The sequence below is a fragment of the Endozoicomonas sp. ALC020 genome (genome assembly GCF_049275935.1).
Classification (GTDB): domain Bacteria; phylum Pseudomonadota; class Gammaproteobacteria; order Pseudomonadales; family Endozoicomonadaceae; genus Endozoicomonas_A.
On the sequence record NZ_CP184830.1, the window covers coordinates 2,127,616 to 2,140,348 of the forward strand.

12 protein-coding genes are annotated in these 12,733 nt (G+C 47.4%); 7 read left to right on the forward strand and 5 right to left on the reverse strand.

Features of this window, described 5'->3' with window-relative positions:
- The first annotated feature begins 82 nt into the window (after positions 1-82).
- The 6 genes from ACOJUO_RS07215 to ACOJUO_RS07240 all read left to right on the forward strand — a co-directional run bounded on the left by ACOJUO_RS07215 (position 83) and on the right by ACOJUO_RS07240 (position 6,100).
- Positions 83-622 (forward strand): (2Fe-2S)-binding protein, encoded by a 540-nt coding sequence (locus tag ACOJUO_RS07215; protein ID WP_422136064.1) that lies wholly within the window; start codon positions 83-85, stop codon positions 620-622.
- Positions 619-2,880, forward strand: a complete 2,262-nt coding sequence (locus ACOJUO_RS07220) for a molybdopterin cofactor-binding domain-containing protein (RefSeq protein ID WP_422139387.1) — start codon at positions 619-621, stop codon at positions 2,878-2,880. The genes ACOJUO_RS07215 and ACOJUO_RS07220 overlap by 4 nt, the downstream gene beginning before the upstream one ends.
- A 116-nt stretch (positions 2,881-2,996) precedes the next feature.
- On the forward strand, positions 2,997-3,998 hold the full coding sequence (locus ACOJUO_RS07225) for an XdhC family protein (RefSeq protein ID WP_422136066.1): 1,002 nt from the start codon (positions 2,997-2,999) through the stop codon (positions 3,996-3,998).
- Complete coding sequence (locus tag ACOJUO_RS07230) at positions 3,985-4,584, forward strand: nucleotidyltransferase family protein (protein WP_422139388.1); 600 nt, start codon at positions 3,985-3,987, stop codon at positions 4,582-4,584. The genes ACOJUO_RS07225 and ACOJUO_RS07230 overlap by 14 nt, the downstream gene beginning before the upstream one ends.
- A 104-nt stretch (positions 4,585-4,688) precedes the next feature.
- Entirely contained in the window at positions 4,689-5,129 is a 441-nt protein-coding gene (locus tag ACOJUO_RS07235) for a DUF1499 domain-containing protein (RefSeq protein ID WP_422136068.1), read from the forward strand.
- A gap of 86 nt (positions 5,130-5,215) precedes the next feature.
- Entirely contained in the window at positions 5,216-6,100 is an 885-nt protein-coding gene (locus ACOJUO_RS07240) for a sterol desaturase family protein (RefSeq protein ID WP_422136069.1), read from the forward strand.
- A 20-nt stretch (positions 6,101-6,120) separates the two neighbouring features.
- On the opposite strand, the gene mnmE is transcribed toward ACOJUO_RS07240, so the two are convergent.
- The 5 genes from mnmE to rpmH all read right to left on the reverse strand — a co-directional run bounded on the left by mnmE (position 6,121) and on the right by rpmH (position 10,289).
- Positions 6,121-7,497 (reverse strand): tRNA uridine-5-carboxymethylaminomethyl(34) synthesis GTPase MnmE, encoded by a 1,377-nt coding sequence (mnmE, locus tag ACOJUO_RS07245; RefSeq protein ID WP_422139389.1) that lies wholly within the window; start codon positions 7,495-7,497, stop codon positions 6,121-6,123.
- A gap of 124 nt (positions 7,498-7,621) precedes the next feature.
- Positions 7,622-9,301 (reverse strand): membrane protein insertase YidC, encoded by a 1,680-nt coding sequence (gene yidC / locus ACOJUO_RS07250; RefSeq protein WP_422139390.1) that lies wholly within the window; start codon positions 9,299-9,301, stop codon positions 7,622-7,624.
- Positions 9,277-9,657 (reverse strand): membrane protein insertion efficiency factor YidD, encoded by a 381-nt coding sequence (yidD, locus tag ACOJUO_RS07255; RefSeq protein WP_422137051.1) that lies wholly within the window; start codon positions 9,655-9,657, stop codon positions 9,277-9,279. Before yidD ends, yidC begins: the two co-directional genes overlap by 25 nt.
- A 115-nt stretch (positions 9,658-9,772) precedes the next feature.
- Complete coding sequence (gene rnpA / locus ACOJUO_RS07260) at positions 9,773-10,141, reverse strand: ribonuclease P protein component (protein ID WP_422136072.1); 369 nt, start codon at positions 10,139-10,141, stop codon at positions 9,773-9,775.
- 13 nt (positions 10,142-10,154) lie between these two features.
- A complete protein-coding gene (rpmH, locus tag ACOJUO_RS07265; protein ID WP_252177766.1) occupies positions 10,155-10,289 on the reverse strand; it encodes a 50S ribosomal protein L34 in 135 nt (44 codons plus the stop codon).
- Between the two features lie 842 nt (positions 10,290-11,131).
- On the opposite strand from rpmH, the gene dnaA reads away from it, so the two are divergent.
- On the forward strand, positions 11,132-12,694 hold the full coding sequence (gene dnaA, locus ACOJUO_RS07270; RefSeq protein ID WP_422139391.1) for a chromosomal replication initiator protein DnaA: 1,563 nt from the start codon (positions 11,132-11,134) through the stop codon (positions 12,692-12,694).
- Positions 12,695-12,733: the final 39 nt, after the last annotated feature.

The window sequence follows — 12,733 nt, forward strand, 5'->3', positions numbered from 1 at the left end:
TAAACCACAAAAATAATAAATGGCTCAAAGTCTATCAAAACTTATGAGCCAGATAAGAAACTGGCACAGCCGGGTGGGACAAGTGATTAGCTTTAAACTCAATGGACAAACAGTCAATGTAGACGCACCGGGCGATACACCCTTGCTTTGGGTGGTTCGCGAACATTTAAAAATGAAAGGTACAAAATTCGGTTGCGGTATGGGCTTATGTGGTGCCTGCAGCATGTTAATCGATGGTGTGAGTTCCCGAACCTGCATTATGCCCGTTCAGGCCGTGGCCAATAGAAATATAACCACCATTGAAGGCATTGGTAATCCAGAAATGATGTCCACTTTACAGAACGCCTGGGTAGAAGTCGGCGTTCCACAATGTGGCTATTGCCAGAGCGGGCAAATCATCAGTGCTACCGCATTACTAAGCCAGAATAAAAACCCCAGTGACAGTGACATCGACAACGCCATGAGCGGCAACCTATGCCGCTGCGGTACTTATCCTAATGTGAAAAAAGCCATCAAAAATGCAGCAGCAGATTTAAGAAATGGCAAAGGCCATTTGCACGCCGTGCAACTGTTTGATCCAAGGGCAACTTCTTCACTGGAAACACAGGAAGTGCAATCATGAGTGTCACTGAACAAAACAAATTGCTAACGAAAAACGATCAGACATTAGAAAACAGCTCTCGCCGTAGCTTTCTTAAAAAACTGGGCATTATTGGTGGCGGTCTGGTCGTTGGAATCCCCCTGGCTGCCTGTGCCAGCAATAAATCCCCGAATACTATGAACGGTGATCTGCAACCCAATGCTTTGCTGCAAATTACCGGCAATAATGAAATCTATTTTTATCTTCCCCGCTCGGAAATGGGACAGGGCGTATTCACAGGCCTGACCACAGTGCTGGCAGAAGAACTCGACGTTCATCCAGATAAAATCAAGGTTAAACAGGTTGGCGCCTGCGAAGAATATGCAAACCCGGAATATGGGCTGCAACTAACAGGTGGCAGCAACAGTATTCGTACTCATTTCATTCCACTTCGCCAAATGGCGGCAAATGTTCGTATGGTTATTCGACAAGCTGCAGCAAAGGTACTTCATTTGTCAGTTGATCAAATTCAAACTGATAATGGAATGATTGTAGCCAAAGGTAAAAAGCTACCTTACGCTGCATTCAGCGAAGCGGCTTCTCAATTGAGCCTTCCTGAAGACACACCCATCAAGAAAAGAGCAGACTTCAAATATATTGGTAAATACTCAAAACGTCTTGATGCTGTAGCAAAAAGCACAGGCTTGGCGGAATTTGGTTTGGATGTAGAATTTGAGGGCCTGCACCGGGCTGTGTTAAAGCGTTGCCCGGTATTTGGTGGCACTGTGAAAAGCTTTGATGACAGCAAAGTGAAAAGCATGCCCGGCGTAAAAGCTGTTGTCAGAATCTTCAACGGTGTAGCAGTGGTTGCTGATCATTACTATCAGGCAAAAGCGGCCTTACCTCTGTTAGACGTGCAGTGGGAATTACCTGAAACCCTTTCAAACTTTTCCAGCGCTGCCACTGAAGCAGGTAACGGTAAACAACTCTTTAAAGAAGCTTTGGATAGCGATGAAGCGGATAATGCACACGAAGAAGGAGAGGGTCGCAATGCCTTAAAAGCTTCCGACACCGTTGTATCTGGAGAATACTGGGCCCCTTTCCTGGCTCACGCCACCATGGAACCTATGAATTGTACTGCGAAATTCACGGGTGACAAATTAGACATTTGGACAGGAAGCCAAAACCCCGGAATTGCCGCCAAACTGGGTGCTTTTTATGGTGATGTAGCAAAAGATGATGTCACGATTCATAGTACATTCCTCGGGGGAGGATTCGGACGTCGTATATCAAGCGACTTTGTTGCCGAAGCCGTTTCCATAGCCAAGGCATCAGGCCTGCCAGTGCAACTGATCTGGAGTCGCGAAGATGATACAAAACACGACTATTACCGCCCTGCGACCCTGGCTAAGTTTCAAGTTGGCTTAGATAAAGACGGTAATATCGACAGCTGGAACGTTAAGCGCTCTGGTGCAAACGTCATACCTTATACCATGGATGAACTGGCCGATGCCATGATGCCAGCATTCCTGCCTGACGGTATGGTCGACTGGATCAGTAAAGCCGGTTACGGCCTGTTTGATGGCTGGACGGTAGATCCTACTTCAGTAGAAGGCTTATTCGAAGACTATGATGCCGACCATAAATCCGTTGACCATGTCACGGTTGATCCGGGACTGCCCATAGGTTTTTGGCGAAGTGTTGGTCACTCATTCAGTGGTTTCTTTAAAGAAAGCATGATGGATGAAATCGCCATTTTGCAAAAACAGGATCCTGTCGACTATCGCCTTAAACACTTGAAAAATAATCCTCGATTGGCGAACACTCTAAAAATTGCTGCCAACAAAGCGGGCTGGGGAAAACCTTTACCAGAAGGTCATTATCATGGCGTAGCAGCTCATACTTCGTTCATGTCCTATGTGACAGAAATCGCACAGGTATCTGTGAACAACGGCCAAATCAAAGTTCACAAAGTGACTTGTGTGGTAGATTGCGGTTTAGCGGTTAACCCCGAAATAGTTATCCAACAAATGGAAAGTGGCATCTTATTTGGTTTAACTGCTGCTCTCTACGGAGAGATCACACTCAAAGACGGTGCAGTGGTTCAAAGTAACTTCCATGATTACCCGATACTGCGAATGCATGAATCACCAGAAATTGATGTAGTCATCGTTGACAGTGATGAAGCACCAAGCGGTGTAGGTGAACCAGGCCTGCCGCCAATTGCAGCGGCTGTGGGCAATGCCATCTTTGCAGCAACAGGTAATCGTTTAAGAAGCTTGCCTCTTAAACTCAGTTGATTTGTCGAGCTTCGTCCCTCAGCATCAAACCGCTGGATAGGTATTGCAGCAGTTTACTGCCCAGAGGCTGCCTGAGGGACGGAATCCTGCCTGGAATGTATAAGCAAAGGTTCACTATGCAAGGTTCACAATTAGACGTTCTGAAAGGTTGTTTATCTTGTCTTGAACAAGGTGATGAAATCTCCCTCGTCAGTGTCGCTAAAACCTGGGGCACCTCACCCCGACCGGTAGGTTCCCTTTTAGCGGTAAGTTCTTCTGGTCGCTTTTTTGGTAGCGTCAGTGGCGGATGTGTTGAAGAAGATTTAATTGCACAGCTAGCCCAAAACCCTGTCAGATTCGTGCAAAAAATCATGTACGGAGAAACTGCTGAAGAACGTCACCGATTCGGATTACCTTGCGGAGGGGCTCTGGAACTCATGGCGGAGCCTCTCAATGAAATAGCAGACGTTAAATTTCTTATTGATCACATTGAAGCGAGAAAAACCTGCTTAAGAAAGGTAAGCCTTGAAACGGGTCAAGTGATTTATACGCCCTGGAAGCAACAAGAACCAGGGTTGTCACAAACCCACTGGCAAAACGTCTTTGGACCAATCTGGCGATTAATGGTGATTGGTGCCGGTGAAACCGGCCGATATCTGGCTGAATTTGCACAAGGCCTTGGATTTGAAGTTTTGGTTAGCGATCCCAGACCTGATTATCGAAGCAACTGGCCCTTAAAAGACTTGCCGTTATTAAAAGGCTTTCCCGATGATGTCATTCAGGATTTAAATGTCGATGTCCGCACTGCCATTGTCGCAGTAACCCACGACCCGAAAGTAGATGACATGGCCTTACTAACGGCATTAAAAAGCGATGCATTCTATGTTGGTGCTCTTGGCTCAAGACTCAACAATCAGGAGCGTCGCAGACGACTCAGGGAGCACTTTGATTTCAGTGATGCTGAGGTTAACCAGCTCCATGGCCCGGTTGGATTAAATATCGGTAGTAAATCCCCCGCAGAAATTGCACTTTCTATTCTTGCTGAAATCACTGCCATTAAAAATGGCATACAGCCTGGTAAGGCGCTGGAAAAGAAAGAAGATCAAATAAGTCAGACGACCGCCTGTGACATCAGCTAACATCAAAAAATTCAACCCTTGCGAGAAAATAACAGCGGTTATCTTAGCTGCAGGCAAAGGCTCGCGATTTAATGGCCATAAAATGATGCATGAGATTAACGGCATCCCAATGGCCATTCTTAGTGCGTTGAATGTCCAGCCCCATGTTAATCAGGTTTTAGTGATCGTCAGGCCTCAGGATGACATTCTTAAACATTCATTAGACAAATACGGTCTTGCTTACACTGAAAACCCTGACTTTGAAAGAGGTATGAGCTCATCCATTGTTATAGCTATTAACAATATTCCTGAAGATCAAAACATCCTTCTCTGCCTGGGAGATATGCCTTACATTGAATTTGACACCTACAGGCAGCTCATAAAAAGCTTTAAAAACAATGAGTACAAGAAAATCATCAGGCCAATCTATCAATCTGAAGATTCAGATCCCGTCCCTGCTCATCCCGTTTTATTTCCGGCTTTTCTGCAATCTGATTTAACATTGCTCAGTGGTGATGAAGGTGCTAAATCTATTCTCAAAATCCACAAACCGATTTTGCTGGAAACTTCTGACGAAGGTGTGATCAGGGATATTGATTATGCTTGAGGCCCTGAAATGAGCTTAGGGAGGTTTAACGCATACAGGGGTCTTTCAGGCTCCACTCAGATCCGTCATACTGACGCCCTGAAAACTGATTCGGAGAAAATCTGATGTTGGACTTCCTTTTCACAGCGATTGATGACCGGGTCATTGATTTTGAAACATTAAAACTACACGAAAAGCCCAATCAATATCTGGTTTTGCCAGAAGGCAAGTTTTTAGCAGAGCCCCATCAGATCAGCCCTGTTCTGAACGTTGGTGTCACAGAGCTGCAAGAGCGGTTTTCAGACCTTGCCCAAAGTCAGGAGAAGGTAGAAGTCTTGCGGACAAGTGACGATGGTCAGCAGGTCGACTACGTTCAGAGAACCCCTTTCATGGGCTATCCGGATACCATTACCGTACGTTTTTATAGTCAGGGGGAAGATACCAGCACACTGGCCATTTACTCTCGCTCACATTACGGCTACTCCGATCTTGGCGCGAACAAGAAAAGAATCACGCTCTGGCTCGACAACCTGAAAGCCTCTCTTAAAGCCCCAAAAGAGCATTAGTTTATTTGGCTACTTACCCGGGCAAAGTAAAGATCACTATGCCAAATGTTAACCCTTATTGACGAAGGCAGAAGATGGAGTTTCAAATGATTATTGACCATCCCGAATGGTTGCTGATGCTGCTGGCTCCGCTGTTTATTGGTTTAATGTTGGCAGAATATTTCATCGGCCAAAGGGGCGGAATGCTTCCGGAAAATTCCGCCTATAAACTGCCAGAAGTACTGTGCAATTTCTCATTAGCAGGTATGCATCAACTGGCAGATATCGTTACAGGCCTGGTGATCGTCAAACTCTATTTCTGGCTTTTTGGCTGGAAGTTACTAGAGATTGAAATGAACGCAGCTTCCTTTGTTGCTTTGCTGATCTTACAGGATTTCTGCTACTACTGGTTTCATCGTGCCAGCCACAGGATACGCTGGATGTGGGCTGCCCATGTCGCACATCATAGTTCGCAAAGAATGAATTTCAGCACCGCGTTTCGCCAAAGCCTGATGTACCCAATTGCCGGTATGTGGCTGTTTTGGGTTCCTTTAGTCATCATTGGTTTTGAGCCTAAATGGGTTATCTTTGCAGTGCTGCTTAATCTGGGGCTTCAGTTCTTTGTCCATACTCAGTGGGTTCGCAGTCTTGGCAAGTTCGAGCTTATTTTTAACACACCGTCCCATCATCGGGTTCACCACGGTATCAACTCTCATTACATCGATAAAAACTATGCCGGTGTTCTGATCGTCTGGGATAAGCTATTCGGTACCTTTGAACCAGAAGTAGAAACTGTGCGCTACGGGGTCAGTAAGCCTGTCAACAGCCATAACCCTCTGACGGTTACCTTCTCTGAATGGCGGGATATGTTTAGAGAAGCAAAAGGTGAACACCTGACACCAAAGCAGCGCCTGAAGATCTTTCTGGCTCCACCCGGTGATAAACCCACGGAGGCAGAGCCTGAAACTTCAGAGCAAACCTTAAAAAAGTAAACTGAACCTCTGAATTTCACCTACTTGCCAATACAGAACGAGGAGAAAATCCTGCCCAGCAAATCGTCGCTGGAGAACTCGCCGGTAATCTCACCCAGGGCCTTCTGGGCATGTCGCAGATCTTCAGCCAGAAGTTCACCTGCCCCCATGTATTCAAGCTGCTTCTGACCGTTATCCAGAAACTCTTCTGCTCTTCGCAGCGCATCCAGATGTCTGCGCCGGGCAGAAAAACCACCCTCAATGGCGCCCTCATAGCCCATACAGGCTTTCAGATGCTCTCTGAGAGCGTCCAGGCCGTGTTCTCTCATGGCACAGGCCCTGATCAGGGGGACCCCTCCAGCGTCCTCTATGCCTGCCTGTTCGCCTGTCAGGTCAATCTTGTTACGGATCACAGTGAGCTTTTCTCTGGAAGGAAGTCGATCAACAAACTCAGGCCATATGTCGTGAGGATCGGTTGCGTCAGTGCTTGATCCGTCCACCATCAGGAGTACTCTGTCAGCGTCTTCTATTTCCCTGAAGGCACGTTCTACTCCAATCTGTTCGACTTTATCATCTGTCTCTCGCAGACCGGCGGTATCGATAACATGCAAGGGCATACCGTCGATATTGATGTGCTCCCTGAGAACATCACGGGTGGTACCGGCAATGTCCGTTACAATAGCCGACTCCCGTCCTGATAACGCATTCAAAAGGCTGGATTTACCGGCATTGGGACGTCCGGCAATGACTACGGTCATACCTTCACGCTGAATAGCCCCCTGATCCGCTTCTCTCATGACCTGGGCAAGATGGCTGATGATGGTTTTGAGATCGCCTGCCACTTTGCCGTCGGCCAGGAAATCAATCTCTTCTTCGGGAAAGTCGATGGCAGCTTCAACGTAAATTCTCAGTTCAATCAGGGATTCTACCAGCTCGTTGACTCTTCTGGAGAAAGCGCCTTGCAGTGATCTTAATGCCGATCTGGCTGCCTGTTCTGAAGTACTGTCGATCAGATCTGCGATGGCCTCGGCCTGCGCCAGATCCATCTTGTCATTCAGGAAGGCTCTTTCGGAAAACTCTCCGGGATTGGCCAGCCTGACCCCAAGGGCATTAATTCTTTTCAACAGTAAGTCCAAAATGACAGGACCACCATGTCCCTGGAACTCTATGACATCCTCTCCAGTAAATGAATTTGGATTAGGAAAGTAAAGAGCCAGTCCTTCGTCCAGAACCTCATCCTGCTCATCGTAAAAAGGACCGTAATGAGCGTAACGAGGCTTGGGCTCCATTTTCAGAACCTCTCTGGCAACCCACAAAGCTTCAGGGCCTGAGACCCTGATGATCCCCACCCCACCTCTTCCGGGAGCGGTTGCCTGAGCGGCAATAGTGTCTTTATGGAGTGCACGGAGATCGGACATAGCAATTACTGGCTGAGAAATGAGAAAAATGATTAGTCTAATCTAAGGTGGCTGCTGGTGCCATGGCCGTCATGGATCTAAAAAAACGGACCATTGCGGTCCGTTTTTTTTGAGATTTTCAGACTCAGGAGCCTTCTTTCTCGATCTTTTTGGTAATGATGTATTGCTGAATAATCGACAGAATGTTGTTGGTTACCCAGTACAGTACCAGACCTGCCGGGAACCACAGGAAGAATATGGTAAAAATCAGCGGCATCAACTTCATCACTTTAGCCTGAACAGGGTCAGGAGGTGTCGGGTTCAGCATCTGCTGCGCGAACATGGAAGCACCCATGATCAACGGCAGGATGAAGTAAGGGTCCATCTGGGACAGATCCTGAATCCAGCCGAGCCAGGGTGCCTGACGCAGCTCTACAGCCTCCTGCAACACCCAGTAGAGGGCAATGAATACTGGCATCTGGACAAGAATCGGGAGGCAGCCACCCATTGGATTGACCTTCTCTTTCTTGTACATCTCCATCATGGCCTGAGACATCTTCTGGCGATCGTCGCCGTATCTTTCTTTCAGCTCCTGCATTTTTGGCCCCAGCTTGCGCATTTTAGCCATAGAACGGAAGCTGGCCTGATTCAGTGGATAGAATACCGCTTTCACACAAACTGTCAGCAGGATAATTGCCCAACCCCAGTTGCCTACCAGAGAATGGATAAACTGCAGCAACATGAACAGTGGCTGAGCCAGGAACCACAGCATGCCGAAGTCCATGGTCAGCTGCAGACCATCCGCCAGATTCTTCAGGGCAGGCTGATCTTTAGGACCAGCATAAAGCGTTGCACCGGTGACAACTTTCTCACCAGGATTGACTACCAGAGGGTCGTTGTAGAAACCCACCCTATAGTATTCATTGTTACGGGATTCCTGAGTGTAATAATTGTGAGGCTTGTCCTGAGCGGGTACCCAGGCACTGACAAAGTAGTGCTGAAGAATGGCTGCATAACCACCCTCGACTCTTTCCTTGAAAGGCTCTTTTCGGAAATCATCGAAAGGCAGCTTTCTGTATGGCTCATCAATAGAACGAACAGCCGCCCCCAGGTAGGTATTCATGGGGGCGCTGGAGTTTACTGAGCTTGGGTCTTCTGAACCATCCCGCTTCAGCTGAGCATAGAAGGTGTCACGCCATTCCTTGTCGCTGTTGTTGGCGATTTCGTAAGCCAATACGACTTCATAGGAGCCGGGCTTAAAAGTATAACTTTTGGTTACCTGAACTTCGCCAGTGCTGCGAGTCAGTTTAACCGTCAGCTGGTCCTGACCGGCTGGCAAGGTGTAACTGGTCTGTGCAGTGCTGTAGAGGGGTCTCTGATTCTGATCGTTGGTGGGACCATCAGTAGCAATCAGGCCGCTTTGGGCAGTGTAGACACAGGTCACTTCACCCGGTGTGCAGTTGGGCCTGTTAACCAGTAGCTGGAAAGGCGTAGCTTTTTCGCCTTCTTCAGGCAGCCAGGCTGGGTATTTGGGCAGGCTGAGTCCGACAATGTCACCACCGGCGGGGTCAATCTGAAGGTTCAGTGTGTCTGTTTTAACGTTGATCAGTTGAGCAGAAGTCTGAACCTTGTCATCCAGAATTTCCGGAGAGGAAGATGATGGTGAGATAGTGGGTAAATCAGAACCACTTTGAGAAGTGGAGACATTAGCCACAACAGCATCGCTGGCCGGCCGGGTCTGATTGTAATCTTCATTCCATTGCTGAAGTGTAAACACACCAACAACGGCTATAGCACCTATCAAGAGTGTTCTTTGCAGATCCATGATGTCCGAGCCAAAGAGTCTTGGTGATGAATATGATCGTCTGATGACCGGCGTTGCTTGTCCAAGGGAGCAGGCACCGGATCATAACCTCCTGGATGCCAGGGATGGCAACGCAGCAGTCGTTTCAAGGTCAGAAAACTGCCTTTCAGAAAACCATGATGTTGGAGAGCTTCCTGTGAATAGCTGGAACAGCTGGGGTAAAAGCGACAATGCCTGCCCATAATAGGGCTCAGGCAGTAACGGTACACCTTGATCAATCCCATGGCAGAGCGTCTGGGCAAAAGCACGAGAAAATTAATCACAGGTCTGGTCATGTCGACTTTACTCTGTCTGTGCCGAATAGACAGGAAACGCATCGGCTGATTTGAGTGGAGACAGTATGACTGGCTTTCTGAAGAGTGACTGGAGGCAGTTTCTACCTCCACTGTCACGCAGCCCCATAGAGTGCCTGTTTCAGGCAATGGTCTCCATTCAGGAAACCTTCTGCTCGTTCCGACGTCTGGCCAGTTTAAACCATTGATGGGTGAGCAGTTTATTGATATCGCAGCTTTCCAGCTCACCCAGACCTCTTCTGGCCAGAACAACAATATCCAGGTTTCCCAGTTCCCCCTGATGGAGGCGAAAGGTTTCCCGAATGTGTCGTTTGACTCGATTGCGACCGGTAGCTTTACGGATATTTTTTTTGGCGATCACCAACCCCAGACGGGGGTGGTCAAGCTCATTCTGGCAAGCCAGTATCAGTAAATGGCGACTACTGACCTTGATATCCGTACGGTTGAAAACCTGCTTAAAATCAGCTGCTGAGCAAAGTCGCAGATCGCGACCAAAAGCGAAGCTCACCTGTCAGTCCAAATCAGGCAGCCAGACGCTTGCGACCTTTGGCACGGCGACGGTTGATTACCGCACGACCGTTCTTGGTAGCCATGCGAGCACGGAAACCGTGAGTGCGCTTGCGCTTCAGATTACTGGGCTGAAATGTTCTTTTCATGACGTTACTCGTTTTATCGATTTACAAAAAGACGGGCATTCTAAGTAATTGAGGGATAAGCGTCAATTTGCATTTGTCAAGAGTTTGCCACCTGGGCTCAGGGCTCAATCCTTAGAGGGCAGCCAGCTCTTTGCGGATATTAAGTAGGGTTATCGTAAAAGTGCATTTTTATAGGGGAAATTACGTCCCTTATATATAGGGAAAAATAACACACCACTAATTTCAAATGACATTTATAAATTAAAAATCTTTTGAGAGTCATTCTGGAAAATTAAGTACATATAATACATATGTACTTGAGTGATGGTGTTTTGTTTTTTTAATAAATATTAGGCAACACTTTTTATGTGGATAAGTTCTGTAAAGCCTTTTGTACTCTGGGTTTGTTCGTGTGTGTGAATGTGTAGAAAATAAGCGACTATACTGTTCTCTGCCTGCTCACAGCCTGTGTATAATTTGGTACCTTATACACAGTACGTCGATGCATTATACTTATTCACAGCTCACTCATCCTTCATCAGCCTTTGTGAACACAGCCTTTTCCACATTATTTTTTCATCACTGATTGTCTCTTTTTTCGTCTCTTTTTGCTTATAGAGTGTTGATAATTAAGTAAAAAGATTATTTTCTGGCCATGCTTTCAACAAATTTAAGGTGTGGATAACTTTTCCCTGAAAGGATACAATTGAAGCTGTTTTTTGGCCTGTTCTTCTTGCGTATCTGCACTGTTCTGCTGTGGAGGAATAGGTGTTTCTGGACAGATTCTGTTTCCTGCCATTAGCGAAGTCGTCCAGCAGGCAGGCTGACCGGCTTCCATTTCACCCATTTTCAGGAGAGCGCCCGTGCCCTTAGAGCTCTGGCAAAAGTGTGTGGACTTGCTTCAAGATGAACTGTCCTCACAGCAGTTCAATACCTGGATTCGCCCATTGAAAGTCATGGGTGATGAACACGATCTTTGCCTGCTGGCTCCTAATCGTTTTGTCGCAGACTGGGTGAAAGAGAAGTTTCTGCCGCGCATCGAAGAGATACTTGATGAACTGACTGATGGACAGGCTCCGGCGGTGGCACTGGCCGTCTCGAACCGTCGCCCCCAGTCTCTCAGCCGAAGGAGTGCTTCGCCTGCCAGCAGTCCTGTACGCCCTGAACAACCCAAGCCTGTCGTAGAAGAAAAGAAGGCGGTGACCCGGGAGCTGGTGTCCAGCCTCAGTGAAGCATCGGGCCTTTCTACTAGTAAACCTGTGTCGTCTGAAAGTATTGAGCCCCATGCCATACCCAAGAAAGTCAATCCTCTGAAAGCAAAAGAGGACACTGCCAGCAGTCATCCTGCCAGGAAAGAAGAACCTTCTTCCGGACGACAAATAGAAGTCGAGGGTTCAATAAAACATAACAGTTCCCTGAATGCCCACTTCACCTTTGATACCTTTGTTGAAGGTAAATCGAATCAGCTGGCACTTGCAGCAGCCCGTCAGGTGTCTGAAAACCCGGGAGCTGCATACAATCCACTGTTTTTATACGGCGGTGTAGGCCTGGGTAAAACTCACCTTATGCATGCCGTGGGTAATTCTCTGGTTCGTCAAAATCGTAATTCCAGAGTCGTATATTTGCATTCCGAACGATTTGTTGCCGACATGGTCAAGGCGCTGCAATTAAATGCCATCAATGACTTTAAACGCTACTATCGCTCCGTCGATGCCCTGCTGATTGATGACATCCAGTTCTTTGCCGGTAAAGAGCGCTCACAGGAAGAATTTTTTCATACCTTCAATGCCCTGCTTGAGGGGGGACAGCAAATGATTCTGACCTGTGATCGTTACCCCAAGGAAATCAGTGGTGTGGAGGAACGATTAAAGTCCCGATTTGGCTGGGGCCTGACGGTCGCAGTGGAGCCTCCCGAGCTTGAAACCCGAGTAGCCATATTAATGAAGAAGGCAGAGCAGCAAAAAGTTGATTTACCCCATGAAGCGGCTTTCTTTATTGCCCAGCGAATTCGATCCAATGTTCGTGAGCTGGAAGGCGCTCTGAAACGGGTGATTGCCAGTGCTCATTTTATGGGGCGCAAGATTGATATTGATCTCATCAGGGAGTCCCTGAAGGATCTGCTTGCCTTGCAGGATAAGCAGGTCAGTATCGATAATATTCAAAGAACGGTGGCTGAGTATTACAAGATCAAGGTAGCTGATATTCTATCTAAACGTCGTAGTCGTTCTGTGGCTCGGCCCAGACAGATTGCAATGGCTCTTTCCAAGGAGCTGACCAGTCACAGTCTGCCTGAAATTGGTGACGCCTACGGCGGACGAGATCATACCACTGTGCTTCATGCCTGCCGTAAAGTGAAAGAGCTGGTGGATGAAGACGGTGAAATCCGTGATGATTACAAAAATCTTTTGAGATCTCTGACTAGCTGATTTTGATTCAGCCAGCAGATATTTAATGAATTCAGGAAG

Excerpts from the sequence above, each read along its gene's own strand:
- ACOJUO_RS07220 (WP_422139387.1), top strand. The coding sequence starts at position 619 with ATGAGTGTCACTGAACAAAACAAATTGCTAACGAAAAACGATCAGACA.
- ACOJUO_RS07225 (WP_422136066.1), top strand. The coding sequence starts at position 2,997 with ATGCAAGGTTCACAATTAGACGTTCTGAAAGGTTGTTTATCTTGTCTT.
- ACOJUO_RS07235 (WP_422136068.1), top strand. The coding sequence starts at position 4,689 with ATGTTGGACTTCCTTTTCACAGCGATTGATGACCGGGTCATTGATTTT.
- ACOJUO_RS07240 (WP_422136069.1), top strand. The coding sequence starts at position 5,216 with ATGATTATTGACCATCCCGAATGGTTGCTGATGCTGCTGGCTCCGCTG.
- mnmE (WP_422139389.1), bottom strand. The coding sequence starts at position 7,497 with ATGTCCGATCTCCGTGCACTCCATAAAGACACTATTGCCGCTCAGGCA.
- yidC (WP_422139390.1), bottom strand. The coding sequence starts at position 9,301 with ATGGATCTGCAAAGAACACTCTTGATAGGTGCTATAGCCGTTGTTGGT.
- yidD (WP_422137051.1), bottom strand. The coding sequence starts at position 9,657 with ATGCGTTTCCTGTCTATTCGGCACAGACAGAGTAAAGTCGACATGACC.
- rpmH (WP_252177766.1), bottom strand. The coding sequence starts at position 10,289 with ATGAAAAGAACATTTCAGCCCAGTAATCTGAAGCGCAAGCGCACTCAC.